16 protein-coding genes are annotated in these 16736 nt (G+C 73.5%); 6 read left to right on the top strand and 10 right to left on the bottom strand.

The window, feature by feature from the left end; all coding sequences use genetic code 11:
- Positions 1 to 129 precede the first annotated feature (129 nt).
- The 5 genes from ABZ459_RS35855 to ABZ459_RS35835 all read left to right on the top strand — a co-directional run bounded on the left by ABZ459_RS35855 (position 130) and on the right by ABZ459_RS35835 (position 5448).
- On the top strand, positions 130 to 1299 hold the full coding sequence (locus ABZ459_RS35855; protein WP_357979896.1) for an ABC transporter substrate-binding protein: 1170 nt from the start codon (positions 130 to 132) through the stop codon (positions 1297 to 1299).
- Between the two features lie 167 nt (positions 1300 to 1466).
- A complete protein-coding gene (locus ABZ459_RS35850; RefSeq protein ID WP_357979893.1) occupies positions 1467 to 2741 on the top strand; it encodes a phytase in 1275 nt (424 codons plus the stop codon).
- A 120-nt stretch (positions 2742 to 2861) separates the two neighbouring features.
- Complete coding sequence (locus tag ABZ459_RS35845) at positions 2862 to 3587, top strand: helix-turn-helix transcriptional regulator (protein WP_357979890.1); 726 nt, start codon at positions 2862 to 2864, stop codon at positions 3585 to 3587.
- 79 nt (positions 3588 to 3666) lie between these two features.
- A complete protein-coding gene (locus ABZ459_RS35840; protein WP_357979887.1) occupies positions 3667 to 4194 on the top strand; it encodes a hypothetical protein in 528 nt (175 codons plus the stop codon).
- 90 nt (positions 4195 to 4284) lie between these two features.
- Positions 4285 to 5448 carry an FAD-dependent monooxygenase gene (locus ABZ459_RS35835; protein WP_357979884.1) on the top strand — a complete coding sequence of 388 codons (1164 nt, stop codon included), beginning with the start codon at positions 4285 to 4287 and terminating at the stop codon, positions 5446 to 5448.
- Positions 5449 to 5476: 28 nt separating this feature from the next.
- On the opposite strand, the gene ABZ459_RS35830 is transcribed toward ABZ459_RS35835, so the two are convergent.
- The gene (locus ABZ459_RS35830; RefSeq protein ID WP_357979881.1) at positions 5477 to 6019 is read right to left on the bottom strand and encodes a hypothetical protein; all 543 of its coding nucleotides are present in this window, start codon (positions 6017 to 6019) and stop codon (positions 5477 to 5479) included.
- Positions 6020 to 6132: 113 nt separating this feature from the next.
- Here ABZ459_RS35830 and ABZ459_RS35825 point away from each other — a divergent pair, with 113 nt between their 5' ends.
- Positions 6133 to 7104, top strand: coding sequence for an alpha/beta hydrolase (locus ABZ459_RS35825; protein ID WP_357979878.1), 972 nt, complete (start codon positions 6133 to 6135; stop codon positions 7102 to 7104).
- A 47-nt stretch (positions 7105 to 7151) separates the two neighbouring features.
- Here ABZ459_RS35825 and ABZ459_RS35820 read toward each other — a convergent pair whose 3' ends face one another.
- Genes ABZ459_RS35820 through ABZ459_RS35780 form a run of 9 tightly spaced genes read right to left on the bottom strand, consistent with a single transcriptional unit; the run spans position 7152 to position 16725 of the window.
- Positions 7152 to 8144, bottom strand: coding sequence for an alpha/beta hydrolase (locus ABZ459_RS35820; RefSeq protein ID WP_357979875.1), 993 nt, complete (start codon positions 8142 to 8144; stop codon positions 7152 to 7154).
- Positions 8145 to 8155: 11 nt separating this feature from the next.
- Positions 8156 to 9226, bottom strand: a complete 1071-nt coding sequence (locus ABZ459_RS35815) for an aryldialkylphosphatase (protein WP_357979872.1) — start codon at positions 9224 to 9226, stop codon at positions 8156 to 8158.
- On the bottom strand, positions 9223 to 10269 hold the full coding sequence (locus tag ABZ459_RS35810) for a phosphotriesterase (protein WP_357979868.1): 1047 nt from the start codon (positions 10267 to 10269) through the stop codon (positions 9223 to 9225). The genes ABZ459_RS35815 and ABZ459_RS35810 overlap by 4 nt, the downstream gene beginning before the upstream one ends.
- A 44-nt stretch (positions 10270 to 10313) precedes the next feature.
- Positions 10314 to 11828 (bottom strand): aldehyde dehydrogenase (NADP(+)), encoded by a 1515-nt coding sequence (locus tag ABZ459_RS35805; protein ID WP_357979866.1) that lies wholly within the window; start codon positions 11826 to 11828, stop codon positions 10314 to 10316.
- The gene (locus ABZ459_RS35800) at positions 11821 to 13296 is read right to left on the bottom strand and encodes an FAD-dependent oxidoreductase (RefSeq protein WP_357979864.1); all 1476 of its coding nucleotides are present in this window, start codon (positions 13294 to 13296) and stop codon (positions 11821 to 11823) included. Before ABZ459_RS35800 ends, ABZ459_RS35805 begins: the two co-directional genes overlap by 8 nt.
- Positions 13289 to 13567, bottom strand: a complete 279-nt coding sequence (locus ABZ459_RS35795) for a (2Fe-2S)-binding protein (protein ID WP_357979862.1) — start codon at positions 13565 to 13567, stop codon at positions 13289 to 13291. The genes ABZ459_RS35800 and ABZ459_RS35795 overlap by 8 nt, the downstream gene beginning before the upstream one ends.
- Complete coding sequence (locus ABZ459_RS35790; protein WP_357979860.1) at positions 13564 to 14769, bottom strand: FAD-binding oxidoreductase; 1206 nt, start codon at positions 14767 to 14769, stop codon at positions 13564 to 13566. Before ABZ459_RS35790 ends, ABZ459_RS35795 begins: the two co-directional genes overlap by 4 nt.
- A 52-nt stretch (positions 14770 to 14821) precedes the next feature.
- Complete coding sequence (locus tag ABZ459_RS35785) at positions 14822 to 15823, bottom strand: proline racemase family protein (protein ID WP_357979858.1); 1002 nt, start codon at positions 15821 to 15823, stop codon at positions 14822 to 14824.
- Positions 15820 to 16725 (bottom strand): dihydrodipicolinate synthase family protein, encoded by a 906-nt coding sequence (locus ABZ459_RS35780; RefSeq protein ID WP_357979856.1) that lies wholly within the window; start codon positions 16723 to 16725, stop codon positions 15820 to 15822. The genes ABZ459_RS35785 and ABZ459_RS35780 overlap by 4 nt, the downstream gene beginning before the upstream one ends.
- Positions 16726 to 16736 lie beyond the last annotated feature (11 nt).

The raw sequence follows: 16736 nt of genomic DNA, 5'->3' as shown, positions 1-16736 counted from the left end.
TGACCGGAGCTCCACGTAAGAATGTCTTGACAAATTATTCACGTGACGTTCATCGTGAGCACACAATGGCGCCGGTCGGGGCTGGCGCGGCGCCTTGCGTACCCGAGAGGCAAGAGGAGTGACGCCATCATGAGGCGTACCGGGAAGATCATCTCCATGGCGTTGCTGGCGACCGCCGCAGTGGCGTGCGCGCCCTCCACCGCAGGCGGAGGACCGTCGGCGGCGGCGACGGCCAAGGCGCTGCCCGGCCCCTCGCTCGATGCGAACTTCGACCTGGAGGCGCTGGTCGCCGCGGCGAAGAAGGAAGGCAGCGTCCTGGTCTACGACTCCAGCGGCGACATCGAGGAAGTGGCCAAGGCGTTCACCGCGAAGTACGGCATCGCCATGGAGGGGGTCAAGTCGGACACCCCGCAGACGGCCGAGAAGATGACCAGGGAGCACGCCGCCGACAACGTCACCATCGACGCGGCCATGTACGAGGACGGCGGCGTCCTGGTCGGCCAGCTGGCGCCGCAGGGCGTCACCCAGACGTGGATCCCCGGCGACCTGAAGGACCAGATCCCCGCCGAGAACCAGAACCCGCTGCTCGCGCTCTCCAAGGCGACGGTCTTCGGCTACAACACCAAGCTCTCCCCCGGCGGCTGCCCGGTGAAGAACGTCTGGGACCTGACCGATCCGGAGTGGTCCGGCAAGCTGGTGATGCAGGACCCGCTGGGCAAGCCGACCGTGCTGTCGTTCTTCACCCAGCTCGACGCGTACGGCAACCAGGCGCTCGAACAGGCCTACCAGGCCAAGTACGGCAAGCCGCTGAAGACCGAGGAGAAGAGCGCCGCGCAGGAGTGGATCAAGCGCCTGTCGCTCAACAAGCCGGTGCTGACCGGCTCCGACGAGGACATCTCCGCCGCGGTGGGCGCGCCGGCCGCCACGGACAAGAAGATCGGCTTCATGTCGATCTCGAAGTTCCGCAACAACGAGGACAAGGGCTACCACCAGGCCGCCTGCGAGGGGATGACCCCCTTCACCGGCTTCAGCTACCCCAAGTACGCGGCGATCGCCACCAAGAGCAAGCACCCCAACGCGGCCAAGCTGTTCGTGCACTTCATCATGACCGAGGAGGGCGTCAAGCACGAGATCGGCGAGGGCGGCGTCTCGGGCAACAGCACGGTCAAGCCGATGGTCACCCCGCCGGGCCTGTCGGACTGGCAGGGCCAGCTCTTCCACACCGACCCCAAGGGCCTGCTCGGCGACCTGCAGAACCGCCAGGCCATGTCGGACTTCTGGCGCGTCAACCGCAGCTAGCGCGGGCCGTCGCACAGCCCGGCCGGGAGGATCCCCGGCCGGGCGCTCCGGCATGCCCTGGCATCCATGCAACACCTAATGTCCTGACATAAGGACGACCTATTGATTTCTTGTAAACTGGTCGTTACCTTTTGGGACAACATCAACACCCCGAACGAGGAGGCGCAATGCGTCCCCTGTCCAGGCTCTCCCTGGCAGCCCTGATGTTGACCGTGTTGGGCGGGATCGCCGTCCCCGCGGCCGGTGCCGGCGTGGCGACCGTGTACCCCGAAGTCGAGACCCCCTCCCTGTACGACGACGAGGCCGGCGGCGACGCCAACGGCGACGACCCCGCGATCTGGGTCGACCCGTCCGACTCCGAGGACAGCGTGGTGATCGCCACCGCCAAGAAGGGCGGCCTGTACGTCTACGACCTCGACGGGCAGCAGCTCCAGCATCTGCCGGCGCCCGCCGCCCCCGGGCCCGACGACGAGGCAGGCCGCTTCAACAACGTCGACGTCGCCTACGGCTTCGGCGGCAGGGACCTGGCGATCGTCTCCGACCGCGGCCGGGACACGCTGCGCATCTACGCCATCTCGCACGGCCACCTCACCGACGTGACCGACCCGGCCGCGCCGTTCGTGTTCAGCACGACGCAGCAGCAGGTCAACGACGCCGAGACGGCCTACGGCCTGGCCGCCTGGAAGGACTCCACCGGCACGTACGCGCTGGTCAGCCGCCGGCACAAGACCTCGGTCGGCCTGGTCAAGCTGCTCGCCAAGCCGGGCGGCAAGATCGGCTACCAGCTCGTGCGGACGCTGACCCTGCCGGGCTCCTTCACCCTGCCGAACGGCCAGACCTGGTCCCCCTGCCTTGAGCCGGACGAGCAGGCGCAGGTCGAGGGCATGGTCGTGGACCAGCAGCGGGACGTGCTCTACGCCGCCCAGGAGGACGTCGGCATCTGGCGGATGCGCGCCGACCTCACCGGCACGCCCGTCCTGGTGGACAAGGTCCGCGAGTACGGCGTCCCGGGCACCTACGACCCCGCGACCGAGGAGTGCACCCCCGGCGCCGACCCCGGCTACGGCGGCACGCACCTCACCGCGGACGCCGAGGGCCTGACCATCTACTACCGCGAGGACGGCAAGGGCTACCTGCTGGCCTCCAGCCAGGGCGACAACACCTTCGCCGTCTACCGCAGGGAGGGCTCCAACGCCTACCTCGGCCAGTTCCGGATCGGTGAGGCGAACGGCATCGACGGCTCGGAGGTGAGCGACGGCTCTACCGTGCTCAACGTGCCGCTGGGCGAGTTCGACGAGGGCATGTTCATCGGCCACGACGGCGTGAACACGCCGGCCACGGCGGACCGGGAGAACACCAACTTCAAGTTCGCCGACTGGGGCGACATCGCCGACGAGCTGGACCTGGACGTGGACACCGACGGCTGGGACCCGCGCGACTGATCAGCGCCGCCCAGCGGTCCCGCGAACCGGGGCGCCGTCCAGCCGGACGGCGCCCCTTCGCCGATTTGGGCATCCCTTCGCAGGGCGGGGAGAATGGGCTGCGCGTGCGGAGGAGGAGCGGTGACCGAGAGCCAGTCGCTTGACCACCTCGCCCGCCGCCTGGAAGAGGTGGTCGGCGAGCTGCGCGGCATCCCCGTCGACGTCGAGCGGCTGGAGGACCCCGAGCTCGTCCGCCGGCAGATCCTGCGCGCCACCCGGTCGTCGGCCGAGCTGCGGGCCATGCACCCGGTGGGCTCGCGCGAGCAGGGCCGGGACGAGCAGCGCAGCAGGCGTACCGTGCTGGACGCCCTGCGCGAGGGCCTGGCGATGCGCACGATCGTCCATTCGAGCGTGCTGGACGACCCGCGCAAGGCCGCCCGCATCAAAGAGCTGCACGCCGCCGGCGACCTGCACCGGGTCATCGACGAGCCCATCCAGCAGCTGCTCATCTTCGACCGCTCCGTGGCGTTCGTCCGGATCACCCCGATCGCCTACACGCCGGGCGCCTTGATGATCAGGCAGCAGGGGTTGATCGCCACCCTCATCGACCTGTTCGAGCTGTCGTGGGCGCGGGCCAGGGAGGTCACCGAGCCGGCCTACCGGCTCTCGCCCCGGGAGCGGGAGGTGCTGGCGCTGATCGCCGAGGGCCGTTCCAACAGCGCCGTGGCCCGTGCCCTGTCGATCACGGAGGCGGCCGTCGGCAAGCACGTGGCCTCCGTGTTCGCCAAGCTCGACCTGCCCGCGACCGACGACGACAACCGGCGGGTGCTGGCGGTGCTGGCCTACCTGCGCGGCGTGGTGAGGTAGGGCCAGGGCTACCCCGTCCTCGTCCCAGCACCCGTGCGGGCGGGCCGCGGCGGGCGCTTCTATGGACGTCATGCAGAAAATGACTGGATTGCTGGTCGGCGCGGTGTTCGGCGCGGTGTTCGTCGTCGTCAACGCGCACGGCCCCCTCGGCCCCGTGACCGCGAACCTGCTGCGGGCCGTCGCGTGCCTGGCGGCGGCGGCCGTGCTGGCGATGTGGTTCCGTGCCGTGCGCGCGGAACGTCCCGCCCCGGCCGGCCGGCGGGGCATGTTCGGGCCCGGCTACCTGGCCGTGGTCGTGGTCGAGGCGGTCCTGCTGTTCGGCGGGCTGCGGGTGCTGGCCGCGCTCGGGCGTCCTGAGGAGGGGAACGTGGCGTGGGTGGCGTTCGTGGTGGGCGTGCACTTCGTCGCGCTGGCGCCCATCTGGAAGGACTGGAGCATCGCCGTGCCGGGCGTCGCGCTCACGCTGCTCGGCGCCGGCGGGCTCGTCCTGGCCGCCACGCCCGCGGTGGCGTGGGTGCCGGTCGTCAGCGGGGTGCTGTCCGGCGTCGTGCTGCTGGCCGGCAGCCTCACCCTCGGCCTGCGCGGTACGGCGCGGGCGGCGGCCTGACCGTCCGGCGGGCGTGCCTTCTCCCCTCGCACAGACCCTCTGATACTCTCTGTGCTGAATTGATTACTTTCTGTCGCTAGGGGAGCTAGTGTGAAGGTCGCCTGCGTCGGCGGTGGGCCCGCCAATCTGTACTTCTCGATCCTGATGAAGCGGGTCGACCCGTCCCACGAGGTCACCGTCTACGAGCGCAACCCGGCCGGCACCACCTACGGCTGGGGCGTGACCTACTGGGACGACCTGCTCAAGAACCTGCGCGCCGCCGACCCCGAGTCGGCGGACGCCATCCGGGAGAACTCGATCCGCTGGGACAGCTGGGTCACCCACGTCCAGGACCGCGCGACGGTGACGCTCACGGAGTCGGACGAGGGCTTCGGCATCTGCCGCCACCGCCTGCTCGACATCCTCGCCGACCGCGCCCGCTCCCTGGGCGTGCGCGTCGAGCACGGCCGCGAGATCGCCTCCCGCGAAGAGCTCGACGCCGACCTGGTCGTGGCCGGCGACGGCATCAACAGCACGCTGCGCGAGCCGCACGCCGACCATTTCGGCACCGAGATCGCGGTCGGCCGCAACCACTACATCTGGCTCGGCACCACGAAGGTCTTCGACGCCTTCACCTTCGCCTTCACCGAGACCCCGCACGGCTGGATCTGGTGCTACTGCTACGTCTACAGCGGGGACCACAGCACGTGCGTCGTCGAGTGCTCCCCCGAGACCTGGAAGGGGCTCGGCCTCGACCAGGCCGCCGAGGCCGACGGCCTGGCGCTGCTGGAGAAGATCTTCGCCGACGTCCTGGACGGCCATCCGCTGATCGGACGGGCGCACACCGACGGCAGCGCGTACTGGCTGAACTTCCGCACGCTGACCAACCGCACGTGGTACCACGACGACCTCGTCCTGCTCGGGGACGCCGCGCACACCACCCACTACTCCATCGGCGCGGGCACCGCCCTTGCCTTCGGGGACGCCGCCTTCCTGGTCAACGCGCTGAACCAGGAGCCGGAGCTCCCGGCCGCCCTGGCCCGCTACGACCGCGAACGCCGCAAGGCGATCCGTCCGCACCAGAAGTCGGCCCGGCTCAGCGCCCAGTGGTACGAGAACCTGACGCGCTACATCGACCTCTCGCCGGTCGAGTTCATCGCGCTGCTCGGCCAGCGGCACTCCCGGGTGCTGCCGCACCTGCCGCCCCGGGTGTACGTCCAGGTCGACCGCGTTCTCAGCTTTTTCGGTGGATTCGCCGGTTCCGGCAAGGACTGACCGGGAGGCGCGCCCGCTCAGGCCCGGATCAGGGGAAGTCCTTCGGGTTCACGGGGCTGGTGCGGGCGTTGCCGCCCCTGATCGGGTTCAGGGTCAGGGTCCAGATGGTGTACTGCGTCGAGGTCGTGCGGAAACGCAGCCGGTCGTTGAACTTCTGGTACGTCGCGCCCCTGGTGAAGCGGCCCTTCGACGTGCTGAACCGGTAGCCGGTGGTGAAGAAGATGCGGTACGTGCCGTCCCTGACGTCCCGGATGCGGGCCGTGGAGCGCGCGCGGACGTAGACGCTGACCGCCTTGGTCCGGCCCTTGACGATGGTGACGACGCCGTCCTTCGACGTGCCGTTCTTGATCTTGAGTATGCCGCGGCCGCCACTGAGACGGTCGTAGACGATCCGGCCGTTGGCCGGACGGGAGGCGGCCTCCTGGACGGCCGAGGAGGTCTGGGCGGCGGCGGCCTGGAGACCCGCCGTGGCGGCGCCGGCCGGGGCGGAGGTCAGCAGCGTGCCGGTCAGTGCGACGGCGGCGACGACCCCCGCGCGTAACGGGGTCGCTTCGAGAAGTCTCTTCACCATGGTCTTCTCCTTGGGGACATGGTCGGACTGATCGCGTACCCGTGTATATCAGGACAGACCGCTTCTACGCTCGTAGACTTTAAGCCGTCCGTTCGGCTCCGAGAGGCGGCACGATGAGCTACGTCCCCGTTCCCTACGACCCTGAGCTGGCGGAAGGTCTCGCGGCGTTCCTGGCGGCGGTCGAGAGCGTTCCGCTGCGCGCGGACACCATCCAGCGCAACCGCGAGATCTTCGCCGATCTCATCCCGCCCATGGAGGCGATCGTCGCCGGCCGTCCCGTCGAGTGGTGGGACGTGGACGTGCCCGGCCCCGAGGGCGCCCCCGACGTCACCCTCACGGTCGTACGTCCCAAGGGCGGGCCCGCGCCCGGCGCGGCCGCCGTGTACGAGATCCACGGCGGCGGCATGATCCTCGGCACCCGCTTCTTCGGCATCGAGGGCCTGATCCAGGCGGCTCTGGAGCACGGCATGGTCGGGGTGACGGTCGAGTACCGGCTCGCGCCGGAGCACCCGGCCCCGGCGGCGGCCGAGGACTGCTACGCGGGCTTCGTCTGGACCGCCGGGCACGCCGAGGAGCTGGGGTTCGATCCGGGGCGGCTGCTCGTGTCCGGCTTCAGCGCGGGCGGCGGGCTCACCGCGTCCGTCGGCATCATGGCCCGCGACCGGAACGGCCCGGCCGCCGCCGGGCTCTACGTCGGCGCGCCCATGATCGACGACCGGAACTCGACCGTGTCGAGCCTCCAGTACGACGGCATCGGCGCCTGGGACCGCAACAACAACGACACCGCCTGGACCGCCCTGCTCGGCGACCGTCGGGGCGGCCCGGACGTGCTGCCGCACGAGGTCCCGGCGCGGGCGGCCGACCTGTCGGGGCTGCCGCCGGTCTTCATCGAGGTCGGTGCGGCCGAGGTGTTCCGGGACGAGGCGGTCGAGTTCGCCGGCCGCATCTGGGCGACCGGCGGGCAGGCCGAACTGCACGTGTGGGCCGGGGGCCACCACGGCTTCGCGGGCACCCCCGGCGCCCGCGTCTCCCGCGCCGCCCTGGAAACCAAACACTCCTGGCTACAACGCATCCTGGCCATCTGACCCCTCCGCCGCATGACGCGGGGGGCCGATGGGTGGGGGTGGTGGGGTCAGGGGGTCAGGGTGCGGTGGAGCCAGGAGAGGCGGGTGGCGAGGGCGGCGCGGGTGATCTCGTGGTCCGGCGCGAAGATGTCGAACCCGTGGAAGGCGCCGTTCCAGATGTGCAGCTCGGCCTGCCCGCCGGCCGCCCAGATCCGCGTGGCGTACGCGACGTCCTCGTCGCGGAACAGCTCGGCGGCCCCCGCCTCGATGAACGCGGGCGGCAGCCCCGACAGGTCGGCCGCCCGCGCCGGGGCCGCGTGACCGGGCACGTCGGCGTCCGGATCGCCGGCCCGCTCGCCGAGCAGGGCCCGCCAGCCCAGCAGGTTCAGGGCGCGCGGCCAGGTGCCGAGGCCGTCGTACTGGTGGCTGGAGACGGTGGTGTTGAGGTCGTCCAGCATCGGGCACAGCAGGAGCTGCCCGGCCAGGCCGGGGCCGCCGCGGTCGCGGGCCAGCAGGGCGACCCCGGCCGCCAGGCCGCCGCCGGCGCTGCCGCCCATGACCACCACGCGCCCGGGGTCCACGCCGAGCTCGGCGGCGTGCCGCGACATCCAGGCCAGCCCGGCGTAGCAGTCCTCGACCGGCGCCGGGTGTGGGTGCTCGGGGGCCAGGCGGTACTCGACGTTGACGGCGACGACGCCCAGTTCCTCGACGAGCGCGACCAGGCGCGGCGTGTCCATGGTCCGGTGGCCGCTGATCATGCCGCCGCCGTGAATGTTGTACAGCCCGGGGACCGGGGCCCGCAGGCGGCGCGGGCGCAGCACCGTGACCTCCAGGTCCGGCGCGCCGGCCGGGCCGGGGACGAGCAGCTCCTCGGCGTCGATCTCGCGGCCGCCGATCACCTCGGCGACCGGCGGCATGGGCATGGCCGCGCCGGCGGCGCGCATCAGGGGGATGGTCTCAAGGGTGGGGGCGGGGCCGTCCGGCCGGGGCATGCCGTCCAGGACCAAGGCCAGCGCCGGGTCGAACGGCACAGGAGTGGGGGGCACAGGGATGGGGGGCATGGTTCTCCTGGTCACTGCGGTTCTGCGAAGGCGAGCGCCCGTGCCGGGTTCTCGACCATGATCATGTGGATGGCCTCGGGGCTGACGCCGAGGCGGCGCAGGGCGGGCAGGAAGTGCCGCGGGATGTAGTCGTAGCCCTTGCCGCCGTACCTCTTGAGCTGGATCTTCTGGCACACGTCGTGGCCGAGCACGATCTGGCCCGCGTAGCCCCGTTCGACCAGGTCGGCGATGCCGCGCAGGACCTTGTGGTCGCTGCCCAGGACGAGGTGCCCCCACGGGCTGCCCGGCGCGGCCAGGAAGTCGAACTCGACGAAGACGCCGCGGGCCAGCAGCCGCTCGGCGAACTCGGGCCCGGACAGGACGTCCATGCAGTGGCCCAGGACGACGTTGCCGGGCGCGACGCCCTCCTCCTGGAGGATGTCGAGCACCCGGAACTTCTCCTCGCCGACGCCGCCGACGTGGAAGGTGACCGGCGCGCCGGTGACGCGGGCGGCCCGCCCGGCGGCCCGTACGCTCTTGAGCTCGCCGCCGGTCAGCGGCACCGACTCCGCGCCGACCTCGCCGATGATGCCCGTACGTACGCCGGTGCCGTCGGCCCCGAGCACGACGTCGCGCACGATGACGTCGGCCAGCTCGTCGACGGTGCGCTCGTCCATGTCGGCCGGATGGAAGGCCGGGGTGTACCAGCCGCCGCCCATGACGATGTGCATCCCGCTGGCCCGGGACAGCCGCAGCAGCGCCTCGGGGTCGCGGCCGAGGCCGATGGGCGAGACCTCGACCATGGTGCGCCCGCCGCCGTGGGCGAAGGCGAGGGTCTCGGCGAGCATCTCGTCGAAGTCGCCCAGCAGGTCGTTGTCGGCGTTCGGCCCGCCGTGGCGGGTACGGGCGAGGTTGGCCAGGGTGAGCGGCTCGGCCGCCGCCGGGGCGTCCTCGCCGGGCCGGCGGGACCGGGCGGGCCTGCGCAGGTCGATGAAGATGTGCTCGTGCATGGACGTCTGCCCGAGCAGCGCCGGGTCCACCGGGCCGGCGACGGTGAGCGCCTGCCCGGCCAGGTCGGGGATGGGGAAGGGGTAGCGGCTCACGAGCCCGCCTCCTCGGTCCGGAGCGTGAGCAGCCGCCGCGGGTTGCGCACGGTGACGGTCTCGATCAGCTCGTCGTCGGCGCCGAGCATCCTCAGGTACGGCACGAACTGCCGCAGGACGAAGGCGTAACCGCCGCCGCCGTAGGCGAGGAGCTGCGACTTGGCCCGTACGCCCTGCGAGAGCAGGAGGCGTCCGGCGTGGCCGCGGCGGGCGAGTTCGAGCACGGCCGCGGCGACGTCCTGGTCGTCGGAGACGCTGAGCGCGGTGGGCAGCCTGCCGAGCCGGTCGAACTGCACGAAGACGCCGCGTTCGAGCAGCGGTTCGAGGTCGTCGGGCCGCGGGGAGAGCGCGTCGCAGTGCCCGACGGCCACCCGCGCGAGGTCCGCCCCCTCCTCGGCGAGCAGGTCGAGCACGCGCTGCTGGACGGCCGCGTCCTCGTTGCGGGCCAGCGAGACGGCGGCGCCGGTGGCCGCCGCCGCGCGAGCCGCGGCGACCAGGAGCGCGCGCTCGGCGGGCACGCCGGGGTCGAGCGCGGCCAGCTCGCCGATGATGCCGGCCCGCACGCCGTCCACTCCCTCGGTGAGGTCGCGGACCAGCTCCTCGGTCAGCTCCTCGGCCGGCCCGGCGGCGGCCCGGCCGCAGCCCATGACGACGGTCACGCCCGTCTCCTCGGCGAGCCTGCGCAGCCCGGCCGGGTCGCGGCCGAGCCCGTCGGTCGTGAGGTCCACCACCGTGCCGCCACCGGCCTCCCGGAACGCGGCCAGCTCGGCGGCGGCCAGGCCCGCGTCGCCGAGCAGCAGGTCGTCCCGGTTGACGGCGCCCATGCCGACCTCGCCGAGCAGGTCCATCGTCAGCGGCGCGCGGTAGAGCCACAGGGCGCCGGCCGCCGTGGGACGGGTACGGCCGGTGCGCGCCCAGGACTCGGGCGTGTCGTCGGGCGGGGCGAAGTCGCTCAGCAGGTGCTCGTGCGGCAGGACCGCGCCCAGCGAGGCCGCGGGGACCTCGCCGGTGACGGCCACGACCGTGGCATCGGTGGTGGACACACGAGCAATATAGCCCCAGATCGTCTACAAGTGTAGATAAAAAGTCAGGCGACTCCGTCCACCGTCCGGGGGACGCCGAGCGGGTTGGCCTCGCGCAGCTCCGGCGGCAGGAGGGGGTCGGGGGTGTCCTGGAAGCACACCGGGCGCAGCCAGCGCTCGATCGCGGTGCCGCCGACCGAGGTCGAGGTGCTGGTCGAGGCCGGGTACGGCCCGCCGTGCTGCATCGCGGGCGCGACCGACACGCCCGTGGGCCAGCCGTCCACGACGACCCGCCCGGCCAGCCCGGCGAGCCTGGCCACCAGGCCGGCCGCCGCGCCCTCGCGCTCGTCGGCCCCCAGGTGCGCGGTCGCGGTGAGGTTGCCGGGCAGCGCGCCGAGCACGGCGTCCCGCTCGGACTCCGAGCCGTACCGGGCCACCACGGTGACCGGTCCGAAGCACTCCTCCAGCAGCTCGGCGTGGACGTCCCCGTCCGCGAGCCGCTCGGCCGCCACGGTCAGCACGCCCGGCCGGACGGCCAGCGGCGCAGCGTCGTCCTCGCCCGCGGCCAGCGCCTGCGTGACGCCGGGCAGCTGGGCGCGGGAGCGCACGCCGTCCAGGAAGGCCGCCCGCATGCGCGGGTCGAGCAGCGGTCCGGCGGGCACGGTGGCCGTGACCACGGCGTCGAGCACCGCGTCGCCCGCCGGGCCGGCGGGCAGCAGGACCAGGCCCGGCTTGACGCAGAACTGGCCGAGGCCCTGGGTGTAGGAGGCGGCCAGGCCGGCGCCGATCTCGGCCGCCCTGGTCGCGGCGGCCCGCTCGGTCACCACGACCGGGTTGAGGCTGCCCAGCTCGCCGTGGAACGGGATCGGCCGCGGACGCGCGGCGGCCAGGTCGTGCAGCGCCCGCCCGCCGCGTACCGAGCCGGTGAAGCCGACGGCGGCGGTCATCGGGTGCCGGACCAGCTCCGGGCCCGCCGCGAAGCCGTGGACCAGGCCCACGACGTCGGCCGGCAGACCGGCCTTCGCCGCGGCGGCGCGCAGCGCGCGGGCGGTCAGGACGCTGGTCGCCGGATGGTCCGGATGCGCCTTGACGACGACCGGGCAGCCGGCGGCCAGCGCGCTGGCGGTGTCGCCGCCCGGCACGCTGAAGGCCAGCGGGAAGTTGCTCGCCGCGAACACCGCGACCACGCCCAGCGGCACCTTGTAGCGCCGCAGGTCGGGGCGGGGGGCCGGGCGGGCGGCCGGGTCGGCGTGGTCGATGATCACGTCCAGGAAGGCGCCCGACTCGGCCACGTCGGCGAAGGCCCGCAGCTGGTAGCAGGTGCGGGCCAGCTCGCCGGTGAGGCGGACCCGGCCGAGCGCCGTCTCCGCGTCGGCGGTCACGATGATCTCCTCGCCGCCCTCCTCCAGCAGCGCGGCTGCGGTACGCAGCAGGTCGGCGCGTACGGACCGGTCGGCCAGCGCGGGGGCGGCGGCGGCAGCGGCGCGCACGGCGCGGTCCACGTCCTGCGGCGTCGACTCCGCCGCGACGCGCTCGCGGGCCTGTCCGGTACGCGGGTCGACGCTCAGCACGTCACTCACGGTCTCGTCCTCTTTCGTCGTTCTCGTCAGGGGTTTCGTCGGCGAGCGCGGCCAGCTCGCCCAGGGACACCGGGGCCGCCAGGCTCCGGGTGGACAGCGGGCGCAGGTCGCCGGCCGTGCTCTCGCGGCGGCTCAGGCAGGCCGCGACGCCGGCGGTGGCGAACCCGCACACCCGTCCCTGGCACCAGCCCATGCCCGGCCTGGCCAGCATCTTCAGCGTGCGCGGGTCGTCGGCGCCCAGGTCGTCGTGGGCGCGGCGGAGGTCGCCGTAGGAGACCTCCTCGCAGCGGCAGACCAGCGTCTCGTCCCGCAGCCAGGACGTCCAGGCGCGCGGCACGGGGTAGGTCCGGTGCATGGCCGCGGCGAAGCGCCGCCCGCGGGCGATCGACCGGCGCAACCGGCCCATGAGCGCCGGGTCGGCCCGGCGGCCCAGCGTACGGACCAGGGCCAGGGCGCTCAGCCGGCCCTCCTGCCGGGCCAGCACGGCGCCGCCGACGCCGGTCGCCTCGCCCGCGACGTACAGGCCGGGGACGCCGGTGCGCTGGAAGGCGTCCACGGTCACGACGAGCGAGCCGTCGACGTCCTTCCTGGTGTCCGCGCCGAGCATGAGCGGCAGTTCGAGGGACGGCGTGAAGCCCCAGCCGAGCGCGACGAGGTCGGCGGGGATCTCACGGGCCGGCCCGGCCGGGCGGCCGTCGCGGCCGAGCCGGGCGAGCCGGACCGCCTCGACCCGGTTCTCCCCCAGGATCTCGGTGACCACGGTCCCGGTGCGGTACGGAACACGGTGACGGGCCATCAGCGCGGCGTACTGCAGCGCCTCCAGCCCCTTGGCCGGCACGGACGCGGCGCCGCGCAGGTCGCGCAGCCAGCCGAGCGTGGCGTTGGCCTCGGCGACCGCCGCCACCCGCGCCCCGGCCGCGGCCAGGCCGGTGGCGACCGGCAGCAGGAACGGCCCGGTCCCGGCGACGACCGCGCGGCGGCCCGCGAGCGTGCGCTGCCCCTTGAGCAGGGCCTGCACTCCCCCGGCGGCCATCACGCCGGGCAGGTCCCAGCCGGGCACGGGCAGCTGCCTGTCGTAGCCGCCGGGGCACAGGATCAGCGCGCGGGCGGTCACCGTCGTGCCGGCGGCCCCCTCCTCGGGGACTGTGGGCGTGGTGCGCAGCGTGAACGTGCCCGCGCCGTCGCGGGTCGCCAGCCAGACCTGGTGGCCGGGCAGGTAGCGGACCCGTCCGGCGGCGGTCAGGGCGCGCAGCCGGTCGCGCAGCCGGGTGAAGACCGGCCAGTCGTGGTGCCCGGCGGCGTCCTCGGGGCGGGCGTGGCGTTCGTCGTAGTGCCGCCAGAACTGGCCGCCCGGCTGGCGGGCGCCGTCCACGAGGGCCACGTCCAGCCCGGCCTCGGCGGCCTCGACGGCGGCGGCCAGCCCCGCCGGGCCCGCGCCGACCACGGCGACGTCGTGCGTCTCACGCATGTGGACCTCCCGGCCCGCCGTCTGCGGGGGCGTCGTCGCCGAGGCGCATGCCGTCGCGCGCCGGGACCAGGCAGGCGCGCAGGTCGGGGACACCGTCGACGGTGATGAGGCAGTCGAAGCAGATGCCGATGCCGCAGAACAGGCCGCGCGGCCGGCCGGCCTCGCGGGTGGTGCGCCAGTCGAGGACGCCGGCCGCGACCAGGGCGGCCCCGACGCTCTGGCCGGGCTCGGCGGGGACGCTCTCGCCGCGGAAGGTCATCTGGTGGGTCATCGGGGCCCCTCCCCGGTCGCGGCGGACCCGGTGCCGGGAAACTCGGTGCCGGGAATGTGGTCGGGGGTGGGGAAGCGGTCGGGGGCGAACGGCTTGAGGTCGAGGTCCGGGGTGCGGCCGGTGAGCGCCTGGGCGACGAGCTTGCCGGTGCCCGCGGACAGTCCGATGCCGGCGCCCTCGTGCCCGCAGGCGTGCCACAGCCCGGGCGCGCGCGGGTCGGGCCCGATCACCGGCAGATGGTCCGGGCAGTACGGCCGGAAGCCCAGGTACGTGCGCATGGCCCGGACGTCCCGCAACATCGGGAACAGCGCGATCGCCTTGGCCGCCAGCGCGCCGGCCGCTTGCGGGGAGAACGTGCGGTCGAAGCCGACACGCTCCCGGGAGGCGCCGATGAGGATCGTGCCGCTGCCGGTGCCCTCCACGACGGGCGAGGTCTGCAGGGCGGCGTCGGAGCTGGCCACGTCCCCGACGTACTCGGCGGCGTAGACCTTGTGGCGGATCGTCCGGGGCGGCATGGGCTGGGTGACCAGCACGAACCCGCGCCGGGGCAGGACGGGCACGTGCACCCCGGCCAGGGCGGCGACGTCGCCGGCCCACGTGCCGGTCGCGTTGAGCACCGCCCCCGCGGGCAGGTCGCCGGCCGTGGTGCGCACGCCGGTCACGCGGCTCCCGTCGCGCAGGAAGCCGATGACGCCGGTGCGGGTGCGCACCTCGGCGCCGTGCGCGCGGGCCAGGCGCAGCAGGTGGGCGACCACCAGCATGGGCTGGACCTGCGCGTCCTGGGGGTAGAAGGCGGCTCCGGCGAGTCCGGGCGCGAGGTGCGGCTCATAGTCGCGCAGCTCCTCCTCCGCCACGTCGCGCACCTCGACGCCGTGGCGGCGCTGGTGCTCGCCCAGCTCGCGCAGCGAGGCCAGGCCGGGCCCGGACGCCGCGACGACCAGCCCGCCCTTGGCCTCGAACTCCCACAGCCCGACGTGCTCGGCCAGGTCCTCGCGCCACACCCGCTGGGAGTAGAGCGCGAGGTCGAGCTCGGGCCCGGCCTCCTTGTCGGACACGAGCAGGTTGCCCTCGCCCGCGCTGGAGGTGCCCCCGGCGATGGCTCCGCGCTCGACGACCACCACGCGCAGCCCGGCCAGCGCGGCGAAGTACGCGCCGGCCGCGCCCACCACGCCGGCGCCGACCACGACGAGGTCGGCGCTCACGGCGTGCCCTTCGCGCCGCCCGCCCGCGGGCCGGGTGCCTGGGCGGGACGGCTCACAGCAGGAACCCCGCCGGGAAGGGGTCGGTCGGGTCGAGGTGGAACTGCGAGGTGCCGGTGACCCAGGCGCGGCCGGTGATCGAGGGCAGCACGGCGGGCAGCGGGCCGACCGTGGTCTCGCCGAGCAGCCGTCCGGTGAAGCGGGTCCCGATGAACGACTCGTTGACGAAGTCGTCGCCGAGTGCCAGCTCGCCCCTGGCGTGGAACTGGGCCATGCGGGCGCTGGTGCCGGTGCCGCACGGCGAGCGGTCGAACCAGCCGGGGTGGATGGCCATGGCGTGCCTGGACAGTTGCGCCGTCGAGCCGGGAGCGGCCAGGTAGACGTGGTGGCAGCCGTTGATGTCGGGCCGCTCGGGGTGGACCGGGCGGTCGTGCTCGTTGACGGCGTCCATGATCGCGAGCCCGGCCGACAGCAGGTCGCCGGCGCGGGCCCGGTCGAAGGGCAGCCCCAGCTCGGCCAGCTCGACGAAGGCGTAGAAGTTGCCGCCGAAGGCCAGGTCGTAGCCGATCTCCCCGAAGCCGGGCACCTCGACCTTGCGGTCCAGCGCGTACGCGAAGGAGGGCACGTTCTGGATGGTCACCGAGGTCGCCGCGCCGTCCTCGACCGCCACGGACGCCACCACGAGCCCGGCCGGCGTGTCGAGCCGGATCGTGGTGACCGGCTCGACCACGGGCACCATCCCGGTCTCCACCAGGACGGTCGCCACGCCGATCGTGCCGTGGCCGCACATCGGCAGCAGCCCGGAGACCTCGATGAACAGCACGCCGTAGTCGGCGTCGGGCCGGGTGGGCGGCTGGAGGATCGCCCCGCTCATCGCGGCGTGGCCGCGCGGCTCGTACATGAGCAGCGTGCGCACGTCGTCGCTGTTCTCCATGAACCACAGCCGGCGCTCGGCCATGGTCGCCCCCGGGAGGGTGCCGACGCCGCCGACGATCACGCGGGTGGGCATGCCCTCGGTGTGGGAGTCGACGGCGTGGAAGGTGCGACGTGATCTCACTTGTAGCCCTTCTCCAGGACGGCCTCGGTGTCGGCGGTGATGCGGGCGACCAGCTCGGGCGCGAGCGGCAGGCGCGGCGGACGGCAGGCGCCGCCCCTGCGCCCGGCCAGGTCCATGGACAGCTTGATCGACTGCACGAACTCGGGCTTGGAGTCCCAGCGCAGCAGCGGGTGCAGGTCGCGGTAGACGCGCAGCGCCTCGGGCAGGTCGGCCGGGTCGCCCGAGGTGGCCAGCCGGTACAGGCGGGTCGTGGACTCCGGGATCATGTTCGGGTACCCGGCGATCCAGCCCACGGCCCCGGCCAGGCCCAGCTCCAGCAGCACGTCGTCGGCCCCGATGAGCAGGTCCAGCTCCGGCGCCAGCTCGGCGATCTCGTACGCCCTGCGCACGTCGCCGGTGAACTCCTTGACGCCGACGATCAGGCCCTCGTGGTACAGCTCGGCCAGCAGGGCGGGGGTCAGGTCGACCTTGGTGTCGAACGGGTTGTTGTAGGCCACGACCGGCAGCCCGGCCTTGGCGACCTCCCGGTAGTGGGCGACGACAGCCTCGCGCGGGGCCCGGTAGGCGTTCGGCGGCAGCAGCAGCACGGACGTGGCCCCCGCCTCGGCCGCCTGCTCGGCCCAGCGGCGGGCCTCCATGGCGCCGTACGCGGCCACGCCCGGCATGACGCCGAACCCGTCCGGCGCGGCCTGGACGGCCGTCTCGACGACGCGGGCCCGCTCCTCCGGCGTGAGCGTCTGGTACTCGCCCAGCGAGCCGTTGGGCGTCACACCGTCACAGCCGCCTTCGGCCAGGAATCGCACGTGCTCGGCGAACCCGTCGTAGTCCACGGAGAGGTCGTCGGCGAAGGGCAGGGCCGTCGCGACGTGGATGCCGCGCCACGGCGTGGCGGAGGTGGTCATGCTGAGGTCTC

It is taken from the genome of Nonomuraea sp. NPDC005692, assembly GCF_040631115.1.
Taxonomy (GTDB): Bacteria; Actinomycetota; Actinomycetes; order Streptosporangiales; family Streptosporangiaceae; genus Nonomuraea.
This window is presented reverse-complemented; position numbering and strand designations above follow the sequence as displayed.